We start from the raw sequence: 23,354 nt of genomic DNA, 5'->3' as shown, positions 1-23,354 counted from the left end.
TCAATGGCTCTATTTAGTAAAAAAGATAAGTATATTCGAATCAATCCCAATCGTTCGGTTAGGGAAAAACCTCAAGCTAAGCCAGAGGTTCCAGATGAATTATTCTCCCAGTGTCCAGGCTGTAAGCATACCATTTATCAGAAGGATCTGGGAAGTGAGCGTATCTGTCCACATTGTAGCTATACCTTTCGTATTTCTGCTCAAGAACGCTTGGCTTTGACGATTGATATGGGAACCTTCAAGGAATTGTTTACAGGGATTGAAAGCAAGGATCCCTTGCATTTCCCTGGTTATCAAAAGAAACTAGCAACTATGCGTGAAAAAACTGGTCTGGACGAAGCCGTTGTGACAGGAACAGCTCTTATAAAAGGTCAGACTGTGGCTCTTGGGATTATGGATTCTAACTTTATCATGGCTTCTATGGGTACGGTTGTAGGTGAAAAAATCACTCGTTTGTTTGAGTATGCGACTGTTGAAAAATTGCCAGTTGTTCTCTTCACAGCCTCTGGTGGAGCCCGTATGCAGGAAGGAATCATGAGTCTCATGCAGATGGCCAAGATCTCTGCAGCAGTTAAACGGCATTCAAATGCTGGTCTCTTTTACTTGACTATTTTGACAGATCCAACGACGGGTGGTGTGACAGCCTCTTTCGCTATGGAAGGCGATATCATTCTGGCTGAACCACAGAGTTTGGTTGGTTTTGCTGGGCGTCGTGTCATTGAAAATACGGTTCGTGAAAGCTTGCCTGAGGATTTCCAAAAGGCAGAATTCCTATTGGAACATGGCTTTGTGGATGCTATTGTCAAAAGAAGAGATTTGCCAGATACGATTGCTAGCCTAGTCAGATTGCACGGAGGGGGTCCTAGATGAATATTGCAAAAATAGTCAGAGAAGCGCGTGAGCAGAGTCGCTTGACAACCTTGGACTTTGCGACAAGTATTTTTGATGACTTTATCCAATTACACGGTGACCGTTCTTTTCGTGACGATGGTGCAGTTGTTGGTGGTATTGGTTGGCTTGGAGATCAAGCTGTAACAGTGGTTGGTATCCAAAAAGGCAAGAGCTTACAAGATAACCTCAAGCGGAATTTTGGACAACCACATCCAGAAGGCTACCGCAAGGCCCTACGTTTGATGAAACAGGCTGAAAAGTTTGGCCGTCCAGTTGTGACCTTTATCAATACTGCAGGTGCCTATCCTGGTGTCGGCGCGGAAGAACGCGGTCAAGGAGAGGCCATCGCTCGCAATCTCATGGAAATGAGTGACCTGAAAGTTCCGATTATCGCCATTATTATCGGTGAAGGTGGTTCAGGAGGAGCTCTGGCTCTAGCCGTCGCAGACCGTGTCTGGATGCTGGAAAATTCTATCTATGCCATTCTCAGTCCAGAAGGTTTTGCTTCTATTCTATGGAAAGATGGCAGTCGTGCTATGGAAGCGGCAGAACTGATGAAAATCACTTCGCATGAACTGTTAGAAATGAACGTGGTGGATAATGTGATTTCTGAAGCAGGACTTTCGAGCAAAGAACTGATTAAGACTGTCAAAAAAGAACTCCAAGCTGAGCTATCTATACTCTCACAAAAACCGCTAGAAGCGTTGTTGGAAGAGCGTTACCAACGATTTAGAAAATACTAATACCTCAGAATACATAAAAACTAGAACTGGCAGTCAGTTCTAGTTTTATGTGGTTCTTACTCTGTGCAGAGGGGAAAGTCAAAAGGTGCTTGGAAGACCAAACACCTTTTCGATTATTCATTTTCTTCAGTTACAAATTGACTAAGCAGTCCATTGATAAAACGGGCTGATTTTTGATCTGAAAAATTCTTAGCAAGTTCAATGGCTTCATTGACTGCTACCAGCTGAGGTGTATCAAATGATGTGATTTCAAAGATACCCAAGCGTAGTAAGTTTTTTTCGACCAAGGTCAATCGTTCAACTGTCCAGCCTGACTTGAGGTGCTGGTTGATTTGTTTATCCAACTCGTCTTTTTGAGCTTGAACGCCAGAAACCAAGTTTAGAAGAAAGGCAGGGATTTGCACATCTGCATCTTCACGGTCATGCGTGTAAGCAAAGCGACAAGCTGTTTCCATATCTGTGCCGAATTCAAGACTCATAAGAGCTTGAAAAGCGCATTTACGAAGTTCGCGTCTAGATTCTAATAATGGACTAGTCATTGAGGAAGTCCTCGTTAAATAGATCTTTCAACTCAGGTTTTGGTGTTTTATCTGGAACGATTCCTGCAACATGGATGTTGACAGCAGCAAGTTCCACATCAGCCATATCTCGGACAGCATCTTTGACTGCTTTTTGAATAGCAAGAGCCACTTTTGGTACTTTCACACCGTACTCAAGATAGAGATAAATGTCAGCAGTTAGCTCTTCGTTGCTTTCTTTTAAGTAGACACCACGACCAAGAGAGAGTTTTGATAGGGTATCAGATACGGATTTATTTGAAAATGAGTGGACACCATCAACTTTAGCAGTTGCGATGGCAATGATTTTTTCAAGTACACGTGGAGCGATAACGATTTCGCCAAATTGTTCTTCAATTCCCATAGAATGACCTCTTTCTAGAGATTAGGCACGAGAAACGTAAGTTCCTTCTGCAGTGTTGATGATCAATTTTTGTCCAGCTTCGATGAAGTCTGGAACGTTAACAACAAGTCCAGTTTCCATAGTTGCTGGTTTACCAGAACCTGTAACAGTAGCACCTTTGATAGATGGTTGTGTTTCAGCTACTGTCAATTCAACAGTAGTTGGTACAGTTACACCGATTACTTCAGTTCCGTAGAATTGGATTTTAACATCAGAGTTTTCAAGGATGTAAAGCAATTCATTTTCAACGTTTACGACTGGGATTTCGTATTGGTCGTAAGTTTCAGTGTTCATGAAGTAGGCAGTTTCATCCATTTTGTACAAGTATTGAGCTGGGACAGTTTCGATAATAGCTTGCTCGAATTTTTCTTCTGGACGGTAGCTTGTGTCAAATGTAGAACCAGTACGGACATCACGCAATTTCATACGCATGATCGTGTTCCCTTTACCTGGTTTGTGGTGGCTAGCTTCCAAAACGCGGATCAATTTTCCGTCTGCAGTTTCAAATGTCATACCAGCTTTCAATTTGCTTGCTTCAATCATGTTTTTACCTCTTTAATAAATATTATTACTCTTCATTTTACCATAAAATCTTCTGGAAATAAAGCCAAAATAGTTGTTGGGATTTGGTAAGAGCGAAAAAACCAACCTCAAGGCTGGTTTCTTTTATATATTAATCTTCTTTCAACTTTGCCAATTCCTGGGCAAGCAGCTTAAGGGCGACTTGTGGGTTGGCTTGGCCTTTGGTTGCTTTCATAAGGAATCCTGTAAATGCCTTATCTGCGTTACGTTTACCTGACTTGAAGTCGGCAACAGCCGCTTCGTTATCGGCAAAGACTTGGTGGATGATTGGGATCAGGATTTCAGGGTCTGAGATTTGAACCATACCTGCTTTTTCCACGTATTCACGCGCGCCACCGCCATTTTTAGCCAGGTGGACAAAGACTTTCTTGGCAATCTTAGAAGAAATCGTGCCGTCTTCGATGATGGCAATCATTTCAACCAAGTTTTCTGGTGTCAATTCGATTTGTTCCAGTGTCTTGCCTTCAGAGTTTAAGAACTGAGCGACTTCCCCTTGGAGCCAGTTAGAGACTTGCTTGGCATCACCACCGAGAGCAACAGCTTTTTCAAAGAAGTCAGAAGTGACTTTATTTGCAGTTAACTGGCTAGCATCGTAGTCTGACAAGCCAAGGTCAGAGACGTAGCGTGCACGGCGTTCCTTTGGAAACTCTGGCAACTCTGTCCGCATTTCCTCGATCCACTCGTCTGAGATTTCAAAGAGGGGTAGGTCTGGTTCTGGGAAGTAGCGGTAGTCTGCAGCACCTTCCTTGACACGCATGAGGATAGTTGCCTTGTTGGCTTCATCGTAGCGACGTGTTTCTTGGCGGATTTGACCACCTGAGCGAAGGATTTCAGCTTGACGTTGAACTTCGTATTCAAGACCTTTGCGAACGTTTGAGAAGGAGTTGAGGTTTTTCAACTCAGTCTTCGTACCGAATTTCTCTTGACCATAAGGACGAAGAGAGATGTTGGCATCCACACGCATAGAACCTTCTTCCATCTTAACGTCAGAAATGCCAGCGTACTGGATGACCTCCTTGAGGGCAGTTAGGTAAGCATAGGCTTCTTCTGGCGAACGCATGTCAGCTTCAGATACAATTTCGATCAATGGCACCCCTTGGCGGTTGAGGTCAACGTAAGAGTAGCCATCTGTACCGTGGGTGTTTTTACCAGCGTCTTCTTCTAGGTGGGCACGTTCGATACCGATTTTCTTAGTCGTACCGTCTTCTAGCTCGACTTCAATCCAGCCATTATAACCGATTGGCTCATCAAACTGAGAAATTTGGTAGGCTTTGGGATTATCAGGGTAGAAGTAGTTTTTGCGGTCAAAGTGCATCTTTTTGTGGATGTCCATGTTGAGGGCAAGAGCAGCCTTTATACCGGCATCGACAACACCTTTGTTGAGAACCGGAAGTACTCCTGGGAAAGACCAGTCAATCACGTTAGTGTTGGCATTTTGGTCATTTCCGAAGTGGGCAGAAGTAGGTGAGAAGATTTTTGAATTGGTGTTGAGCTCTACGTGGACTTCAAGTCCAATGACTGTTTCAAAGTTCATTAGTTATCACCTCCAAAAATCACGGGTTGTTGTTTGTGGTAGTCTGTTGTCGCCTCAAAAGCAGCAGCAGCTTGGTAAATGGTTTCCTCAGAGTACTTAGGACCAATCAATTGGAGTCCGACAGGTAGACCTTGAGAGAATCCAGCTGGAATCGAAATTCCTGGGAGACCAGCTAAGTTGACTGGGATGGTCAAGAGGTCAGCCAAGTACATGGCAACGGGGTCATGGTTGAGGGAGTCCAAATCATAGGCAACGCTTGGAGCAGTTGGTCCCAAAATCAAGTCGTAATCCGCAAAGACGTTTTCGAAATCTTGAATGATAAGGGTACGGACTTGACCAGCTTTCTTATAGTAGGCATCATAGTAACCTGATGAAAGGCTGAAAGTACCTAGCATGATACGGCGTTTTACCTCTTCACCGAAACCTTGGCTACGGCTGTTTACATAGATTTCATCAAGGTTGGTCGCATCCTCTGCACGATAGCCGTAACGGATACCGTCAAAGCGTTGCAAGTTTGATGAAGCTTCTGATGAAGCGATAATGTAGTAAACTGCAACACCGTATTTTGAGTGAGGAAGGCTAACTTCTTCGACGATGGCACCGAGTTTCTCGAAGTGTTTAGCGGCATTCAGGATGGTTTCCTTAACCTCTGGGTCAATTCCTTCACCAAGGTATTCCTTAGGTAAAGCAATTTTCATGCCCTTGATGTCTTGACTGATTTTTGAAGTAAAGTCGGCAATGCGGACAGGGGCAGAAGTAGAGTCTTTAGCATCTTCGCTGGCAATAGCGTTGAGCAAGAGGGCATTTTCCTTAACTGTTGGTGCAAAAGGTCCGATTTGGTCTAGAGAGCTACCAAAGGCAATGAGGCCGAAACGTGAAACTGTTCCGTAGGTTGGTTTGAGACCAACAATCCCGTTGAAGGCAGCAGGTTGGCGGATAGAGCCACCCGTATCAGAACCAAGTGACAAGCGGACTTGCCCTGATGCTACAGCTGCGGCAGAACCACTTGATGATCCACCAGGAACCTTGCTGTGGTCCCAAGCATTTTTAGTTGCTCCGTAGTGTGAAGTTTCACCTGAACCACCCATAGCAAATTCGTCCATGTTAGTTTTACCTACGACAATCATTCCTGTAGCTTTTGCATTAGCAACGGCTGTTGCATCAAAAATTGGCTCGTAGTTATAGAGCATTTTTGAGGCAGCAGTTGTGAGAATGCCGTCTGTAGAGATGTTATCCTTAACTGCAAGTGGAATTCCTGAAAGGACATTATCAGCATCGATTCCAGCTTCATCAATAGCTTTAGCTTGAGCAAGGGCTTGCTCCTCAGCGATGGTAACAAAAGCGTTAATAGCTGTTTCGCGAGACTTGATATCTTCAAGCGTAGCTTGGGTTAATTCTGTTGCTGAAATTTCCTTAGAGACAAGGAGATTGTGCAAGTCTTCAATGGTTTTATTGTTGAAAGTCATTAGGCATCTCCTCCATCGTCTAGGATAGCTGGTACCTTGATATAGTAGTTGTCTTTTTCAGGTACGTTTTTAAACAAGCGATCACGGTCTGTTCCTTCTTCGGCCACATCAGGGCGGAGTACAGTCTTGCGGTCAGCCATGGTCGTAGTAGGTGCGACACCAGTTGTGTCTACTTCGCCCAGCAATTCAACCATGTCTACAATCTTGGACAAGGTAGTTGCAAAGGCAGCAGTTTCTTCTTCAGAGAATCTTAATTTTGAAAGATTGGCAACGTGTGTTACCTCTTCTTGCGTAATTTTCATCTTGCATCCTTTCGTGAAATGATGATTTTGAGTCTGTTCTATTTTACCATATTTTCCTATAAATAAGGGAGCCAAACTGAAAAGAAATAGAAATTGAAAAATCGTTTTTAATTCGCTATAATAGTTAAACTAGAAAAAAGAAAAAATAAGAGTTAGGATAGAAACATGCTCCATCAATTTATCACCAGAACTCAGACAGTCCCTCCTCCCATTTCACTTTTTTGGTATGGGGTTATGATGCTGGTCTTAATGCTTTGTATTTATGGGGCACTTGCTTATCACAAAAATCCGAAATTTGTATACTTGTTTAAGGGGATTCAGATCCTCCAGTTGCTAGCACTCTATAGTTGGTATGTTGGTTTTGGGATTCCCTTTTCTAATAGTCTCCCATTTTATCATTGCCGTTTAGCTATGTTTGCTGTGGTTTTCTTGCCTGATAAATGGAAAAGCAAGCAGTACTTTGCCCTCTTAGGAGCAAGTGGAGCTGTCTTTGCACTAGTTTACCCAGTTTTTGACCCCTATGACTTCCCCCATATTACCAGTTTTTCATTTTTGATTGGGCACTATGCCCTTCTAGTGAATTCCTTGGTCTACTTGATGAATCACTATGACAAGAGCCTACTCAAGAAGTATATGATTGTAGTCTATACCTTTATCCTCAATCTCTTTCTAGTTGGGGTTAATCAGGTGACAGGGGGAAATTATGGTCTCTTAAATAAGACACCTTTTATTCCTGATGCCCCCCTGTGGCTAAAGTACCTACTTGTGTCCGTCATCCTTTCACTGGCTCTGGTTCTTTTTGATATCTTGTTCAAAAAACGGTGGAAAAAGAGAAACCAGGTGAAATCAGTGCTCTAGCTAACTTTTTTCGTCGGATGAGCAATTGAAAAACTACTCAAAATCCGATATAATGGGGTGTTGAAAGGAATGGGAAAATCCAATGTAGAAATCATTCTTAGCTATTGAAACAAGAAAAATAGAGAATCAAAGAAAGAGAACTTATGAATATTCAAGAAGAAATTAAGAAACGTCGTACTTTTGCCATCATCTCCCACCCTGACGCGGGGAAAACTACTATTACTGAGCAGTTGCTCTACTTTGGGGGCGAGATTCGTGAGGCTGGTACCGTAAAAGGAAAGAAAACAGGGACTTTTGCCAAGTCTGACTGGATGGATATCGAGAAGCAACGTGGGATTTCGGTGACTTCATCTGTTATGCAGTTTGACTACGATGGCAAACGCGTCAATATCCTCGACACACCAGGGCACGAGGACTTCTCAGAAGATACCTATCGGACCTTGATGGCGGTGGATGCTGCGGTCATGGTCGTGGACTCTGCCAAGGGTATCGAGGCGCAAACCAAGAAATTGTTTGAGGTTGTGAAACATCGTGGCATTCCCGTCTTTACCTTTATGAACAAGCTGGACCGTGACGGTCGTGAGCCACTGGACCTCTTGCAAGAATTGGAAGAAGTCTTGGGAATTGCTAGTTACCCTATGAACTGGCCAATCGGTATGGGGAAAGCCTTTGAAGGCTTGTATGACCTTTATAACCAACGCTTGGAGCTTTATAAAGGGGATGAGCGTTTTGCTAGTCTTGAAGATGGGGACAAGCTTTTTGGTAGCAATCCTTTCTACGAGCAAGTCAAGGATGACATTGAACTTTTAAATGAAGCTGGGAATGAGTTTTCAGAGGAAGCAATCCTTGCTGGAGAATTGACACCTGTCTTCTTCGGCTCAGCCCTTACTAACTTTGGTGTGCAGACCTTCCTTGAAACCTTCCTTAAGTTTGCTCCAGAACCACATGGTCACAAGAAAACAGACGGTGAAATTGTGGATCCTTATGACAAGGATTTCTCAGGATTTGTCTTTAAGATCCAAGCCAACATGGACCCTCGTCACCGTGACCGTATCGCCTTTGTCCGTATCGTATCAGGTGAATTTGAGCGTGGCATGAGTGTCAACCTACCTCGTACTGGTAAGGGGGCTAAATTGTCTAATGTTACCCAGTTTATGGCGGAAAGTCGTGAGAATGTGACCAATGCCGTGGCGGGTGATATCATCGGGGTTTATGATACAGGTACTTATCAGGTTGGGGATACATTGACTGTTGGCAAAAACAAGTTTGAATTTGAACCACTGCCAACTTTTACACCTGAAATTTTCATGAAAGTTTCCGCTAAGAATGTCATGAAGCAAAAATCCTTCCACAAGGGAATTGAGCAATTGGTGCAAGAAGGAGCCATTCAGCTTTATAAGAATTACCAAACAGGCGAGTATATGCTGGGTGCTGTTGGTCAACTCCAGTTTGAAGTGTTTAAACACCGTATGGAAGGCGAATACAATGCGGAAGTGGTTATGAGCCCAATGGGTAAAAAGACCGTTCGTTGGATTAAGCCTGAGGATTTGGATGAACGGATGTCATCAAGTCGCAATATCTTGGCCAAAGACCGTTTTGACCAACCAGTCTTCCTCTTTGAAAATGACTTTGCCCTCCGTTGGTTTGCGGACAAGTATCCAGATGTAGAGTTGGAAGAGAAGATGTAAATCGTTACAAATGACTAGCAACATAAAGTTGCTGTCATTTGACGGTAACCGCTATGGCGGTCTACCTAAACGCTTTACTAGGAAAAATCCACGAATGGTATCAATTCGTGGATTTTTCCGTCGTAACTGGTAGGAAGTAACCTAGCTAACTGCCTTACTAACTACGTTTGGCAAATGAAATCGATTTGCCAAACTCCGTGTCGTAGTTCAGTAAATGTATTTGATTGTGTAACAATCTAAGTAACTAACGCCAAGTTTCTATGGAACTTGGCTAGGCGCTCCACTAGTAAAGTTTTACGAATATTATTGATTCGTAAAACTCAGTATCGTAATCTAATAATAGGTAATCGCTATGGCGGTATACCTAAACGCTTAACTAGGAAAAATCCACGAATGATATTGATTCGTGGATTTTTCCGTCGTAACTGGTAGGAAGTAACCTAGCTAACTGCTTTACTAACTACGTTTGGCAAATAGAATCGATTCGTAAAACTCAGTGTCGTAATTTAATAATAGGTAACCGCTATGGCGGCACACTTAAACGTTTCACTAGTAAAAGTCCGAGAATGATATTGATTCGTGGATTTTTCCGTCGTAACTGGTAATGAGTGGCCTAGCTAACTAGAAAAAACATCAATAAAATGCCCATGATTATAACCTAATTGTGGGCATTTTTGATAGGAGTTACAGGGAGAATCGAGTTGATTCGAAGCAATTTTTTATGAAAATCTATTGTCACAAGATGTACCTCGATAGTATTTTTTGCATTACATTATGAATTTATCAATGAAACATGAATAGTCAAGTTTTTATATTTTGTTTATATAATATGTTGAAAATCCGAACGTTATATACTTTTTACAACTAAAATAAATTTAGCTATATATATTTTAAAAAGTTATTTGAGGCTTTTTATACCAAGCTATTAGATGTTGTTAGAGAACTTATAAATGGTTCTATATTTCAAAATATTTGAATGGTAATATTATATAAAAATATATCAAATTTCTTGACAAGCGTTTGCATTTAAAGTATACTTTAAAGGTATGATTAAAATAGGGTGGATTGTCCACTTTTGGTATGTAGGGAAAGGGTAAAACATGTTTTTTAGACGTCAAAAAGGTGAGTATAGAGAAACCGATCGAGTGACACGTTATAAGTTAATTAAGTCGGGTAAACATTGGTTGAGAGCTTCAACCTCTCTTTTTGGTTTGTTCAAGGTCTTGCGGGGTGGTGTAGATACGACGCAAGTCATGACTGAAGTAGTAGAGGATAAAGTGAATCCTTCTATTACAGGTCTGGATATTATCAAGGGACTTGCCGCCACAGGAGCAGTTTTAGGTGGTAGTGTTGCTACTCAAACAAAAGTATTTGCAAATGAAACAGTAGCAGTGGAAAAAACACTGGAAAATCCAGATCTTTTAGTTACAAATGATACAGTAGTTTTGGGTACGACATCTCTAAGTAACTCGGAAAATTCTGCTAGCTTGTCTACTTCTATAAGTGAAAGCGCTTCGATTTCAGAATCAACTTCTACTAGCACCTCAGCTAGTGCTTCAGCCAGCACTTCAGCAAGTGCTTCCGCTAGTACATCAGTTAGTGCCTCAGCTAGCACATCATCTTCAGCTAGCACTAGCGCTTCAGATTCTGCAAGTATGTCAACTAGTTTGAATAAATCTACTAGCCAAACAAGTAGCGTGTCAACATCTGTAGGAGCTTCTTCAGAAAAAACTGTATCTGAAATTCAAGATGAGAAAAAAGTATCGACTCAAAATGAATCAAAGGTTGACAAGATTGATTCATCAATTTTGAAGCCTGCTACTATTGAGTCAAACACTGTTAAAACAAATTCAGATACAACAAGTTTAGTTGGTGCGACAGCTGCAACCTTGTCATCTGTAGAAGCCTCTGTAAAGAAAAATGAAGAAAATCGCAAGAAGTTAACCAAGCTTTCAGCTGAAATGGGCGAATACCTAGCGAAGGCTGCTGGTTTACCAAACACTGATTCTGCAATTACTAAGGTAAATGCAGCAGTGACAGCTATTGAAAAAGCCTTGGCAGATCCAATGAGTGACTGGACAGAGGTGGTGCAAAAAGCTACCTTGGCTCGTAATTCTATTGTCAATGCTGTTTTGAGAGCCAACTCAGGTGCGCGTGATGCCCGTAATGGTCAAGCTATGTTACGTGATACTTCTCTTCGTGCAAGTTGGGCTCCTTCTCAGAGTGACGGGCGTATGACGGTAAGTAGTCCAGTTGCTACTTTTGATAAGACTACTGGTATCGCAACGTACACCATGGATGTTCAGGCGAGTAGTGCTTTGCACAATGTTGGTGTTAAGATAAATGTCGGCCGAGGAGGTCATGTCCAAAGTGCAACATTTAATGGCAACTCTATGGAGAAAACCTACACTCAGGGTTCCGAAATTGTTTATAATTACAGACATGGACAAAATAGAAACTTAAGTGGTAGGATTGAAGTCAGAGTTAAATACGATAACAATGTGCCGACTGCAGAGGCTGATATGCAGGTGCAGGTTAGCTCAGCCCCTATTGGGCAAAATACTCAAGGGAATGCTTCTAGAGTTCAATCGGCAAGTGTTTCGACAGGGTATGCTGCATCAAAACCGACACCTGCACCTTCTGTAAATAAATCAGGTCCAATTATCCAGAATAATAATGGAACTCATTTCGATGTTTATAATGATGATTATTTCGTTCATAATCTTCCTATTTTAAAAAATGGAGCTAGTATCCGCCAATACGGAATTATCAAGCAGGATGCCATTCCTGGAGTCACTTATGGCGGACAATTGATGGGTCAAGAAATAAATCGACCTAATCCGAGATATAATCCTTACGTTGCTAGTACTGGAAGCCCATGGTTAAATCAAAAAGAGGAAATTAAAAATATTGGAACGGGTATATCGGGTACTGTAGGTAACGGTGAGGCATCCGCTGAAGTAGGAAAAACCTATAGCTATAGTATTGGTGCACTAGATTGGGGGAATAAATCATCTCAGACTACTCTTACCTACACCATCAAAGGTTTCAACGAGCGCCATGATGTTCAAAGTGGAGATGTTGTTCAGGTTAAGGATTTGGAGCATTTAACAAAGCAAGAAATTGCAGAAGTTTATAATAATTTTATTAATAATGCAGCCAATAAACGTGATTTACTATCTAATCAAGACCTTACTAAAGATGTATCAAATTCAAACGTAACTTCGGACGCAAATGGTACCGTTTTAACCTTCCCAGGAACGAAAGCTAAGATTGAAGTTTCAACAAATGGTACGATTACAGTTACCTATCGTGATGGAACTACAAGTACTATCAATGCAGCCTTGGAGAAATACAATCCAATTGCCAAAGTCCCTAAAGTCTATACCTATATTGGTGAGCAGGCTGGTGGCTTGGCGGATGCAAGTAACTTTATCCAGCGTGCTAACGGTAAAGCATTCCCTAATGGAACAAATATCACTTGGAAACAAGGGGCAGGAATTAATACATCAGAGACAGGTTCTAAACAAGCTATTGCCCATATCGAATATCCAAATGGTGGAAGCGAAGATGTTACTGTAGATTATGAAGTTCTGGCGACAATTAAACCTAAAGGTCCAGTAAATGATATTCAAGGAACGCAACCTCATAATGGAACAGTTTGGCATAATTATGTTGATAAAGAGGGAACGGCGGGATATCCAAGTGGTGCAAGCCAAGCTTGGAGTAAAAATGGTCAAGTGGTTTCTAGCTCGCCTATCAATACAACTGATACAGGAAGAAATACCTACCAAGTGACCTTTACCTATCCGGTAGGTCGTATGGGGGAGAATGACTCTAATAAATTAAGTCATACAGTTAATGTTGTCCATGATGTCTATAAGTTTGAATCAAATCGTTCTTATACTTTCACACAGAATAAAACAGATGATCCAGCTTATAAACAAGCAGTGGCAAATCCTAAAGAAGCGGTTACAAAAGTATCTGGAAGCCCAGAGTTTAATGCAGCAAACACTAATTACAAATGGGTCAATGGTGTACCGTCACTCACTGAGGTAGGAACCTTTACTAAGGAAGTAGAAGTAGAACTACCTGCAGATTCAACAGGGGTCAGAGTTAAACAGAATGTCCCCGTTACTGTGAAAGTAAAGCCACAAGCCCCTGAAATTGCAGCTGATTCAGTGAATGAAAAAGGTGGTTTGCCAAATCGTTCAATTGTTGTAACGAATGTGACACCTGGAGCTCTTGTAACCTTGGCTTTAGCAGGCTATACGTTCGAGAAAAAAGCGAAGGACAACGAATCAAGCGTTACCTTTGAACCTGCTGATCTGAAAAAAGCATACGACGGCAATAATGGACTCTTACCTACAGGAAATGTAACGGTTAAACAAGAGAAAGTTGTAACGACTCCTTCTGGAGGAACAGAGACCCTTACTTCTGCCACAACTACTAAAACCATTACTAAAGAAAATGTAGCTCCAAATCCTGAATTTGAAATCTATGTCAAGAATGATAAGACTAAAAAGTGGGAAAAGCTTTCTCCGAAAAATAATGTCCGTCCTGGCACGAGTGGATACGAGATTTTTGCCGGAGATGAAGTTAAAGTTGTCTTAAAAGGTTCAGATAATAGTGGCAAAATCAAAGAACTGAAGCTTTATGATGGTATTTCTGATAAAACTAGAATATTCCAAGATGGATATTCTTCGAATGATGATGCGCCAGGATTCAAGAATACACCAACGAATGCTCCTGCTACTTTAGAATATACAGCGACTTATAATCCTAATCAGGAATATGCTGACACAAATAAATGGAATCTCGGGACCAAAGCTGTAGACTTGTCTAATAACGAAGCACGTACTCCGACAGTAGTTGTTGCTCAAGGTAAATTGAATGAAAGATTCCCTGGTAAGAAGCCGTCAGTAGTCTTTCAAGTTGAACATCCAAACGCTCTGAACCAGCGTGAGAAAGATAAGATCTTGGCTGCTGTGAAAACAGCAAATCCAGAGACTGCAAACCGTATTAGAAGTTATTCTATTGCAGAAAATGGAACGGTGACTATCACTTATAAAGATGGAACGGTAAATACGGTAACACCGGATATATCAGATTCAGATTACCGTGCATCAGTGTCAGCGTCGACAAGTGCAAGTCAAAGTGCCTCAGCTTCAGCCTCTACAAGCGCAGTAGCAAGTGCTTCAGCGTCAACAAGTGCGGTGGCTTCAGCCTCAGCGTCAACAAGTGCGGTGGCTTCAGCTTCAGCGTCAACAAGTGCGGTAGCAAGTGCCTCAGCGTCAACAAGTGCGGTGGCAAGTGCTTCAGCATCTACTAGTGCAGTAGCAAGTGCTTCAGCGTCAACAAGTGCAGTAGCCTCAGCGTCAGCATCAACCAGCGCGGTAGCAAGTGCTTCAGCATCAACTAGTGCAGTAGCAAGCGCCTCAGCATCGACAAGTGCGGTAGCCTCAGCTTCAGCGTCAACAAGTGCGGTGGCTTCAGCTTCAGCATCAACTAGTGCAGTAGCCTCAGCTTCAGCATCAACCAGTGCAGTGGCTTCAGCTTCAGCGTCAACAAGCGCGGTAGCCTCAGCTTCAGCGTCAACAAGTGCGGTGGCTTCAGCTTCAGCCTCAACAAGCGCGGTAGCCTCAGCCTCAGCATCTACTAGCGCAGTGGCTTCAGCTTCAGCGTCAACAAGTGCAGTAGCTTCAGCTTCAGCGTCAACAAGTGCAGTAGCTTCAGCTTCAGCGTCAACTAGTGCAGTAGCTTCAGCTTCAGCGTCAACGAGTGCAGTAGCCTCAGCTTCAGCATCAACCAGTGCAGTGGCTTCAGCTTCAGCATCAACCAGTGCAGTGGCTTCAGCTTCAGCGTCAACAAGTGCAGTGGCTTCAGCTTCAGCATCAACCAGTGCAGTGGCTTCAGCTTCAGCATCAACCAGTGCAGTGGCTTCAGCTTCAGCGTCAACAAGTGCAGTAGCTTCAGCTTCAGCGTCAACGAGTGCGGTAGCCTCAGCTTCAGCATCAACAAGTGCAGTGGCTTCAGCTTCAGCATCGACAAGTGCGGTAGCAAGTGCTTCAGCATCAACTAGCGCAGTAGCCTCAGCGTCAGCATCGACTAGCGCGGTAGCCTCAGCTTCAGCGTCAACAAGTGCGGTAGCAAGCGCCTCAGCATCAACAAGTGCAGTGGCATCAGCTTCAGCGTCAACAAGCGCGGTAGCAAGTGCTTCAGCATCTACTAGTGCAGTAGCAAGCGCCTCAGCATCAACAAGTGCAGTGGCATCAGCTTCAGCGTCAACAAGCGCGGTAGCAAGTGCTTCAGCATCTACTAGTGCGGTAGCAAGTGCTTCAGCATCAACTAGTGCAGTAGCAAGCGCCTCAGCATCGACAAGTGCGGTAGCCTCAGCTTCAGCGTCAACAAGTGCGGTGGCTTCAGCTTCAGCATCAACTAGTGCAGTAGCCTCAGCTTCAGCATCAACCAGTGCAGTGGCTTCAGCTTCAGCCTCAACAAGCGCGGTAGCCTCAGCCTCAGCATCTACTAGCGCAGTGGCTTCAGCTTCAGCGTCAACAAGTGCAGTAGCTTCAGCTTCAGCGTCAACAAGTGCAGTAGCTTCAGCTTCAGCGTCAACTAGTGCAGTAGCTTCAGCTTCAGCGTCAACGAGTGCAGTAGCCTCAGCTTCAGCATCAACCAGTGCAGTGGCTTCAGCTTCAGCATCAACCAGTGCAGTGGCTTCAGCTTCAGCGTCAACAAGTGCAGTAGCTTCAGCTTCAGCATCAACAAGTGCAGTGGCTTCAGCTTCAGCATCAAGCAGTGCAGTGGCTTCAGCTTCAGCGTCAACAAGTGCAGTAGCTTCAGCTTCAGCGTCAACGAGTGCGGTAGCCTCAGCTTCAGCATCAACAAGTGCAGTGGCTTCAGCTTCAGCGTCAACAAGTGCGGTAGCAAGCGCCTCGGCATCAACTAGTGCAGTAGCCTCAGCTTCAGCATCTACTAGTGCAGTGGCTTCAGCTTCAGCGTCAACAAGTGCAGTAGCTTCAGCTTCAGCGTCAACGAGTGCGGTAGCCTCAGCTTCAGCATCAACTAGTGCAGTGGCATCAGCTTCAGCGTCAACCAGTGCAGTGGCTTCAGCTTCAGCGTCAACAAGTGCAGTAGCTTCAGCTTCAGCGTCAACGAGTGCGGTAGCCTCAGCTTCAGCATCAACAAGTGCAGTGGCTTCAGCTTCAGCATCGACAAGTGCGGTAGCAAGTGCTTCAGCATCAACTAGCGCAGTAGCCTCAGCGTCAGCATCGACTAGCGCGGTAGCCTCAGCTTCAGCGTCAACAAGTGCGGTAGCAAGCGCCTCAGCATCAACAAGTGCAGTGGCATCAGCTTCAGCGTCAACAAGCGCGGTAGCAAGTGCTTCAGCATCTACTAGTGCAGTAGCAAGCGCCTCAGCATCAACAAGTGCAGTGGCATCAGCTTCAGCGTCAACAAGCGCGGTAGCAAGTGCTTCAGCATCTACTAGTGCAGTAGCAAGCGCCTCAGCGTCAACAAGTGCAGTAGCCTCAGCTTCAGCGTCAACAAGTGCGGTAGCAAGTGCTTCAGCATCAACTAGTGCAGTAGCAAGCGCCTCAGCATCGACAAGTGCGGTAGCCTCAGCTTCAGCGTCAACAAGTGCAGTGGCTTCAGCTTCAGCGTCAACAAGTGCAGTAGCTTCAGCTTCAGCATCAACAAGTGCAGTGGCTTCAGCTTCAGCATCAACCAGTGCAGTGGCTTCAGCTTCAGCGTCAACTAGTGCAGTAGCTTCAGCTTCAGCGTCAACGAGTGCGGTAGCCTCAGCTTCAGCATCAACAAGTGCAGTGGCTTCAGCTTCAGCATCGACAAGTGCGGTAGCAAGTGCTTCAGCATCAACTAGCGCAGTAGCCTCAGCTTCAGCGTCAACAAGTGCAGTAGCCTCAGCTTCAGCCTCAACGAGTGCGGTAGCAAGTGCATCGGCATCAACAAGTGCAGTAGCCTCAGCTTCAGCATCGACTAGCGCAGTAGCCTCAGCTTCAGCATCGACTAGCGCAGTAGCTTCAGCTTCAGCGTCAACAAGCGCAGTGGCTTCAGCTTCAGCATCGACAAGCGCAGTAGCAAGTGCCTCAGCGTCAACAAGTGCAGTCGCCTCAGCCTCAGCTTCAACAAGTGCGGTAGCTTCAGCCTCAGCCTCAACGAGCGCAGTAGCTTCAGCTTCAGCATCAACGAGCGCAGTAGCAAGTGCCTCAGCGTCAACAAGCGCGGTAGCAAGTGCCTCAGCATCGACTAGCGCAGTAGCCTCAGCTTCAGCGTCAACAAGTGCAGTAGCTTCAGCATCAGCGTCAACAAGCGCGGTAGCTTCAGCCTCAGCATCGACAAGTGCAGTAGCTTCAGCATCAGCATCAACTAGTGCAGTGGCTTCAGCTTCAGCGTCAACAAGCGCGGTAGCAAGTGCTTCAGCATCTACTAGTGCAGTGGCTTCAGCTTCAGCATCGACAAGTGCGGTAGCAAGTGCTTCAGCATCAACTAGTGCAGTAGCAAGCGCCTCAGCATCGACAAGTGCGGTAGCCTCAGCTTCAGCGTCAACAAGTGCGGTGGCTTCAGCTTCAGCATCAACTAGTGCAGTAGCCTCAGCTTCAGCATCAACCAGTGCAGTGGCTTCAGCTTCAGCGTCAACGAGTGCGGTAGCAAGTGCTTCAGCATCAACTAGTGCAGTAGCCTCAGCTTCAGCATCAACCAGTGCAGTGGCTTCAGCTTCAGCGTCAACAAGTGCAGTAGCTTCAGCTTCAGCGTCAACAAGTGCAGTGGCTTCAGCTTCAGCATCGACAAGCGCAGTAGCAAGTGCCTCAGCGTCAACAAGTGCAGTCGCTTCAGCTTCAGCATCAACAAGTGCGGTAGCCTCAGCTTCAGCGTCAACAAGTGCGGTAGCCTCAGCATCAGCGTCAACAAGTGCAGTAGCCTCAGCATCAGCGTCAACAAGTGCGGTAGCCTCAGCTTCAGCGTCAACAAGCGCGGTAGCTTCAGCCTCAGCATCAACAAGTGCAGTAGCTTCAGCATCAGCGTCAACAAGCGCGGTAGCTTCAGCCTCAGCATCAACAAGTGCAGTAGCTTCAGCATCAGCGTCAACAAGCGCGGTAGCTTCAGCTTCAGCATCAGCGTCAACAAGCGCGGTAGCAAGTGCTTCAGCATCTACTAGTGCAGTGGCTTCAGCTTCAGCGTCAACAAGCGCGGTAGCAAGTGCTTCAGCATCAACAAGTGCAGTAGCAAGTGCTTCAGCGTCAACAAGTGCAGTAGCAAGTGCTTCAGCGTCAACAAGCGCGGTAGCCTCAGCTTCAGCATCGACAAGTGCAGTAGCCTCAGCTTCAGCATCGACTAGCGCAGTAGCCTCAGCTTCAGCATCGACTAGCGCAGTAGCTTCAGCTTCAGCGTCAACAAGCGCAGTGGCTTCAGCTTCAGCATCGACAAGCGCAGTAGCAAGTGCCTCAGCGTCAACAAGTGCAGTCGCCTCAGCTTCAGCCTCAACAAGTGCGGTAGCCTCAGCTTCAGCGTCAACAAGTGCGGTAGCCTCAGCATCAGCGTCAACAAGTGCAGTAGCCTCAGCATCAGCGTCAACAAGTGCGGTAGCCTCAGCTTCAGCGTCAACAAGCGCGGTAGCTTCAGCCTCAGCATCGACAAGTGCAGTAGCTTCAGCATCAGCGTCAACAAGCGCGGTAGCTTCAGCCTCAGCATCGACAAGTGCAGTAGCTTCAGCATCAGCGTCAACAAGCGCGGTAGCTTCAGCTTCAGCATCAGCGTCAACAAGCGCGGTAGCAAGTGCTTCAGCATCTACTAGTGCAGTGGCTTCAGCTTCAGCGTCAACAAGCGCGGTAGCAAGTGCTTCAGCATCAACAAGTGCAGTAGCAAGTGCTTCAGCGTCAACAAGTGCAGTAGCAAGTGCTTCAGCATCAACAAGTGCAGTAGCAAGTGCTTCAGCGTCAACAAGTGCAGTAGCAAGTGCTTCAGCGTCAACAAGCGCGGTAGCAAGTGCTTCAGCATCAACAAGTGCGGTGGCAAGTGCTTCAGCGTCAACAAGTGCAGTGGCATCAGCTTCAGCCTCAACCAGTGCAGTGGCTTCAGCTTCAGCCTCAACAAGTGCGGTAGCCTCAGCTTCAGCGTCAACAAGTGCGGTAGCCTCAGCTTCAGCGTCAACAAGTGCAGTAGCCTCAGCATCAGCGTCAACAAGTGCGGTAGCCTCAGCTTCAGCGTCAACAAGCGCGGTAGCTTCAGCCTCAGCATCGACAAGTGCAGTAGCTTCAGCATCAGCGTCAACAAGCGCGGTAGCTTCAGCCTCAGCATCGACAAGTGCAGTAGCTTCAGCATCAGCGTCAACAAGCGCGGTAGCTTCAGCTTCAGCATCAGCGTCAACAAGCGCGGTAGCAAGTGCTTCAGCATCTACTAGTGCAGTGGCTTCAGCTTCAGCGTCAACAAGCGCGGTAGCAAGTGCTTCAGCATCAACAAGTGCAGTAGCAAGTGCTTCAGCGTCAACAAGTGCAGTAGCAAGTGCTTCAGCGTCAACAAGCGCGGTAGCCTCAGCTTCAGCATCGACAAGTGCGGTGGCAAGTGCTTCAGCGTCAACAAGTGCAGTGGCATCAGCTTCAGCCTCAACAAGTGCGGTAGCCTCAGCTTCAGCCTCAACAAGTGCGGTAGCCTCAGCTTCAGCCTCAACCAGTGCAGTGGCTTCAGCTTCAGCGTCAACAAGTGCGGTAGCCTCAGCTTCAGCGTCAACAAGTGCAGTAGCCTCAGCTTCAGCATCGACAAGTGCGGTGGCCTCAGCTTCAGCATCTACTAGTGTAGTGGCATCAGCTTCAGCGTCAACAAGTGCGGTAGCTTCAGCTTCAGCGTCAACAAGTGCAGTAGCAAGTGCTTCAGCGTCAACAAGTGCAGTAGCAAGTGCTTCAGCGTCAACAAGTGCAGTAGCAAGCGCCTCAGCATCGACAAGTGCGGTAGCCTCAGCTTCAGCGTCAACAAGTGCGGTGGCTTCAGCTTCAGCATCAACTAGTGCAGTAGCCTCAGCTTCAGCATCAACCAGTGCAGTGGCTTCAGCTTCAGCGTCAACAAGTGCAGTAGCTTCAGCATCAGCGTCAACAAGCGCGGTAGCTTCAGCCTCAGCATCGACAAGTGCAGTAGCTTCAGCCTCAGCGTCAACAAGCGCGGTAGCTTCAGCTTCAGCATCAACTAGTGCAGTAGCCTCAGCTTCAGCATCAACTAGTGCGGTGGCTTCAGCTTCAGCATCAACGAGCGCGGTAGCAAGTGCATCGGCTTCAACTAGCGCGGTAGCAAGTGCCTCAGCGTCAACAAGTGCAGTAGCTTCAGCCTCAGCGTCAACAAGTGCAGTAGCTTCAGCCTCAGCATCAACAAGTGCAGTGGCTTCAGCTTCAGCGTCAACAAGCGCGGTAGCAAGTGCTTCAGCATCTACTAGCGCAGTAGCCTCAGCTTCAGCATCAACCAGCGCGGTAGCAAGTGCTTCAGCATCTACTAGTGCAGTGGCTTCAGCTTCAGCGTCAACAAGTGCAGTAGCAAGTGCTTCAGCGTCAACAAGTGCAGTAGCAAGCGCCTCAGCATCGACAAGTGCGGTAGCCTCAGCTTCAGCGTCAACAAGTGCGGTGGCTTCAGCTTCAGCATCAACTAGTGCAGTAGCCTCAGCTTCAGCATCAACCAGTGCAGTGGCTTCAGCTTCAGCGTCAACAAGTGCAGTAGCTTCAGCATCAGCGTCAACAAGCGCGGTAGCTTCAGCCTCAGCATCGACAAGTGCAGTAGCTTCAGCCTCAGCGTCAACAAGCGCGGTAGCTTCAGCTTCAGCATCAACTAGTGCAGTAGCCTCAGCTTCAGCATCAACTAGTGCGGTGGCTTCAGCTTCAGCATCAACGAGCGCGGTAGCAAGTGCATCGGCTTCAACTAGCGCGGTAGCAAGTGCCTCAGCGTCAACTAGTGCAGTAGCAAGCGCCTCAGCGTCAACAAGTGCAGTAGCTTCAGCCTCAGCATCAACAAGTGCAGTGGCTTCAGCTTCAGCGTCAACAAGCGCGGTAGCAAGTGCTTCAGCATCTACTAGCGCAGTAGCCTCAGCTTCAGCATCAACCAGCGCGGTAGCAAGTGCTTCAGCATCTACTAGTGCAGTGGCTTCAGCTTCAGCGTCAACAAGTGCAGTAGCAAGTGCTTCAGCGTCAACAAGTGCAGTAGCAAGCGCCTCAGCATCGACAAGTGCGGTAGCCTCAGCTTCAGCGTCAACAAGTGCGGTGGCTTCAGCTTCAGCATCAACTAGTGCAGTAGCCTCAGCTTCAGCATCAACCAGTGCAGTGGCTTCAGCTTCAGCGTCAACAAGTGCAGTAGCTTCAGCATCAGCGTCAACAAGCGCGGTAGCTTCAGCCTCAGCATCGACAAGTGCAGTAGCTTCAGCCTCAGCGTCAACAAGCGCGGTAGCTTCAGCTTCAGCATCAACTAGTGCAGTAGCCTCAGCTTCAGCATCAACTAGTGCGGTGGCTTCAGCTTCAGCATCAACGAGCGCGGTAGCAAGTGCATCGGCTTCAACTAGCGCGGTAGCAAGTGCCTCAGCGTCAACTAGTGCAGTAGCAAGCGCCTCAGCGTCAACAAGTGCAGTAGCTTCAGCCTCAGCATCAACAAGTGCAGTGGCTTCAGCTTCAGCGTCAACAAGCGCGGTAGCAAGTGCTTCAGCATCTACTAGCGCAGTAGCCTCAGCTTCAGCATCAACCAGCGCGGTAGCAAGTGCTTCAGCATCTACTAGTGCAGTGGCTTCAGCTTCAGCGTCAACAAGTGCAGTAGCAAGTGCTTCAGCGTCAACAAGTGCAGTAGCAAGCGCCTCAGCATCGACAAGTGCGGTAGCCTCAGCTTCAGCGTCAACAAGTGCGGTGGCTTCAGCTTCAGCATCAACTAGTGCAGTAGCCTCAGCTTCAGCATCAACCAGTGCAGTGGCTTCAGCTTCAGCGTCAACAAGTGCAGTAGCTTCAGCATCAGCGTCAACAAGCGCGGTAGCTTCAGCCTCAGCATCGACAAGTGCAGTAGCTTCAGCCTCAGCGTCAACAAGCGCGGTAGCTTCAGCTTCAGCATCAACTAGTGCAGTAGCCTCAGCTTCAGCATCAACTAGTGCGGTGGCATCAGCGTCAACAAGCGCGGTAGCAAGTGCATCGGCTTCAACTAGCGCGGTAGCAAGTGCCTCAGCGTCAACTAGTGCAGTAGCAAGCGCCTCAGCGTCAACAAGTGCAGTAGCTTCAGCCTCAGCATCAACAAGTGCAGTGGCTTCAGCTTCAGCGTCAACAAGCGTGGTAGCAAGTGCTTCAGCATCTACTAGCGCAGTAGCCTCAGCTTCAGCATCAACCAGCGCGGTAGCAAGTGCTTCAGCATCTACTAGTGCAGTGGCTTCAGCTTCAGCGTCAACAAGTGCAGTAGCAAGTGCTTCAGCGTCAACAAGTGCAGTAGCAAGCGCCTCAGCATCGACAAGTGCGGTAGCCTCAGCTTCAGCGTCAACAAGTGCGGTGGCTTCAGCTTCAGCATCAACTAGTGCAGTAGCCTCAGCTTCAGCATCAACCAGTGCAGTGGCTTCAGCTTCAGCGTCAACAAGTGCAGTAGCTTCAGCATCAGCGTCAACAAGCGCGGTAGCTTCAGCCTCAGCATCGACAAGTGCAGTAGCTTCAGCCTCAGCGTCAACAAGCGCGGTAGCTTCAGCTTCAGCATCAACTAGTGCAGTAGCCTCAGCTTCAGCATCAACTAGTGCGGTGGCATCAGCGTCAACAAGCGCGGTAGCAAGTGCATCGGCTTCAACTAGCGCGGTAGCAAGTGCCTCAGCGTCAACTAGTGCAGTAGCAAGCGCCTCAGCGTCAACAAGTGCAGTAGCTTCAGCCTCAGCATCAACAAGTGCAGTGGCTTCAGCTTCAGCGTCAACAAGCGTGGTAGCAAGTGCTTCAGCATCTACTAGTGCAGTAGCAAGCGCCTCAGCATCGACAAGTGCAGTAGCCTCAGCGTCAGTTTCAGCCTCAGTGAGCACATCAGTTTCAAATTCAGCATCGACAAGTACTTCGATTTCTGTTTCAAATTCAGCAAACCATTCGAACTCACAAGTTGGAAATACTTCTGAATCAACAGGTAAATCTCAAAAAGAATTGCCAAATACAGGTACAGAAGCTTCCAAATCATCTGTACTCCTTGGAGCTTTGGCAGCTGTGACTGGTTTAGGTCTGTTTGCAAAACGCCGTAAACGTGATGATGAAGAGTAATCGGATTAAAAATACATAGAAAGTATTATTATTTCGATTTATGAAGAATCCCTTGGATGAAAAATCATCCAGGGGATTTTTTGC

General features: G+C 46.4%; 15 protein-coding genes and 2 pseudogenes. 8 read left to right on the top strand and 9 right to left on the bottom strand.

The window, feature by feature from the left end; translation table 11 throughout:
- The first annotated feature begins 3 nt into the window (after nucleotides 1–3).
- Both accD and DXN33_RS08635 read left to right on the top strand, forming a co-directional pair.
- Nucleotides 4–870: an acetyl-CoA carboxylase, carboxyltransferase subunit beta gene (gene accD / locus DXN33_RS08640; RefSeq protein ID WP_081529523.1), complete on the top strand. Its 867-nt coding sequence runs from the start codon at nucleotides 4–6 to the stop codon at nucleotides 868–870.
- Nucleotides 867–1,634: an acetyl-CoA carboxylase carboxyl transferase subunit alpha gene (locus DXN33_RS08635; RefSeq protein WP_115904871.1), complete on the top strand. Its 768-nt coding sequence runs from the start codon at nucleotides 867–869 to the stop codon at nucleotides 1,632–1,634. The genes accD and DXN33_RS08635 overlap by 4 nt, the downstream gene beginning before the upstream one ends.
- 113 nt (nucleotides 1,635–1,747) lie before the next feature.
- On the opposite strand, the gene nusB is transcribed toward DXN33_RS08635, so the two are convergent.
- The 6 genes from nusB to gatC all read right to left on the bottom strand — a co-directional run bounded on the left by nusB (nucleotide 1,748) and on the right by gatC (nucleotide 6,478).
- Nucleotides 1,748–2,173 (bottom strand): transcription antitermination factor NusB, encoded by a 426-nt coding sequence (gene nusB / locus DXN33_RS08630; RefSeq protein ID WP_049511552.1) that lies wholly within the window; start codon nucleotides 2,171–2,173, stop codon nucleotides 1,748–1,750.
- Nucleotides 2,166–2,555 (bottom strand): Asp23/Gls24 family envelope stress response protein, encoded by a 390-nt coding sequence (locus DXN33_RS08625; protein ID WP_000510575.1) that lies wholly within the window; start codon nucleotides 2,553–2,555, stop codon nucleotides 2,166–2,168. The genes nusB and DXN33_RS08625 overlap by 8 nt, the downstream gene beginning before the upstream one ends.
- A 21-nt stretch (nucleotides 2,556–2,576) precedes the next feature.
- On the bottom strand, nucleotides 2,577–3,137 hold the full coding sequence (efp, locus tag DXN33_RS08620) for an elongation factor P (RefSeq protein WP_000568643.1): 561 nt from the start codon (nucleotides 3,135–3,137) through the stop codon (nucleotides 2,577–2,579).
- Between the two features lie 130 nt (nucleotides 3,138–3,267).
- Nucleotides 3,268–4,710, bottom strand: a complete 1,443-nt coding sequence (gene gatB, locus DXN33_RS08615; RefSeq protein WP_115904870.1) for an Asp-tRNA(Asn)/Glu-tRNA(Gln) amidotransferase subunit GatB — start codon at nucleotides 4,708–4,710, stop codon at nucleotides 3,268–3,270.
- Nucleotides 4,710–6,176, bottom strand: a complete 1,467-nt coding sequence (gene gatA / locus DXN33_RS08610; protein ID WP_115904869.1) for an Asp-tRNA(Asn)/Glu-tRNA(Gln) amidotransferase subunit GatA — start codon at nucleotides 6,174–6,176, stop codon at nucleotides 4,710–4,712. The genes gatB and gatA overlap by 1 nt, the downstream gene beginning before the upstream one ends.
- Nucleotides 6,176–6,478 carry an Asp-tRNA(Asn)/Glu-tRNA(Gln) amidotransferase subunit GatC gene (gene gatC / locus DXN33_RS08605; protein ID WP_000705419.1) on the bottom strand — a complete coding sequence of 101 codons (303 nt, stop codon included), beginning with the start codon at nucleotides 6,476–6,478 and terminating at the stop codon, nucleotides 6,176–6,178. Before gatC ends, gatA begins: the two co-directional genes overlap by 1 nt.
- 165 nt (nucleotides 6,479–6,643) lie before the next feature.
- On the opposite strand from gatC, the gene DXN33_RS08600 reads away from it, so the two are divergent.
- The 4 genes and pseudogenes from DXN33_RS08600 to DXN33_RS09895 all read left to right on the top strand — a co-directional run.
- Entirely contained in the window at nucleotides 6,644–7,336 is a 693-nt protein-coding gene (locus tag DXN33_RS08600; RefSeq protein ID WP_049492959.1) for a TIGR02206 family membrane protein, read from the top strand.
- Nucleotides 7,337–7,479: 143 nt separating this feature from the next.
- The gene (locus tag DXN33_RS08595; RefSeq protein WP_001025437.1) at nucleotides 7,480–9,024 is read left to right on the top strand and encodes a peptide chain release factor 3; all 1,545 of its coding nucleotides are present in this window, start codon (nucleotides 7,480–7,482) and stop codon (nucleotides 9,022–9,024) included.
- Between the two features lie 10 nt (nucleotides 9,025–9,034).
- Nucleotides 9,035–9,157, top strand: coding sequence for a hypothetical protein (locus DXN33_RS09835; RefSeq protein WP_258864263.1), 123 nt, complete (start codon nucleotides 9,035–9,037; stop codon nucleotides 9,155–9,157).
- A 967-nt stretch (nucleotides 9,158–10,124) separates the two neighbouring features.
- Nucleotides 10,125–10,319, top strand: a pseudogene (locus tag DXN33_RS09895) (accessory Sec-dependent serine-rich glycoprotein adhesin); the annotation flags it as partial.
- A 62-nt stretch (nucleotides 10,320–10,381) separates the two neighbouring features.
- On the opposite strand, the gene DXN33_RS09890 reads toward DXN33_RS09895, so the two are convergent.
- Both DXN33_RS09890 and DXN33_RS09715 read right to left on the bottom strand, forming a co-directional pair.
- Nucleotides 10,382–10,657, bottom strand: a complete 276-nt coding sequence (locus DXN33_RS09890; protein WP_309544223.1) for a hypothetical protein — start codon at nucleotides 10,655–10,657, stop codon at nucleotides 10,382–10,384.
- A 135-nt stretch (nucleotides 10,658–10,792) separates the two neighbouring features.
- Nucleotides 10,793–11,149, bottom strand: coding sequence for a hypothetical protein (locus tag DXN33_RS09715; protein ID WP_142745835.1), 357 nt, complete (start codon nucleotides 11,147–11,149; stop codon nucleotides 10,793–10,795).
- Here DXN33_RS09715 and DXN33_RS09925 point away from each other — a divergent pair.
- Nucleotides 11,091–14,111 (top strand): annotated as a pseudogene (locus tag DXN33_RS09925) (Rib/alpha-like domain-containing protein); the annotation flags it as partial. The gene DXN33_RS09715 and the pseudogene DXN33_RS09925 sit on opposite strands and share 59 nt — an antisense overlap.
- A gap of 65 nt (nucleotides 14,112–14,176) precedes the next feature.
- Here DXN33_RS09925 and DXN33_RS09920 read toward each other — a convergent pair.
- Nucleotides 14,177–23,041, bottom strand: a complete 8,865-nt coding sequence (locus DXN33_RS09920) for a hypothetical protein (RefSeq protein WP_398584273.1) — start codon at nucleotides 23,039–23,041, stop codon at nucleotides 14,177–14,179.
- On the opposite strand from DXN33_RS09920, the gene DXN33_RS09915 reads away from it, so the two are divergent.
- Nucleotides 23,034–23,270 (top strand): LPXTG cell wall anchor domain-containing protein, encoded by a 237-nt coding sequence (locus DXN33_RS09915; protein ID WP_269796294.1) that lies wholly within the window; start codon nucleotides 23,034–23,036, stop codon nucleotides 23,268–23,270. The genes DXN33_RS09920 and DXN33_RS09915 overlap by 8 nt on opposite strands.
- Nucleotides 23,271–23,354 lie beyond the last annotated feature (84 nt).

It is taken from the genome of Streptococcus sp. NM (genome assembly GCF_003390135.1).
Classification (GTDB): domain Bacteria; phylum Bacillota; class Bacilli; order Lactobacillales; family Streptococcaceae; genus Streptococcus.
This window is presented reverse-complemented; position numbering and strand designations above follow the sequence as displayed.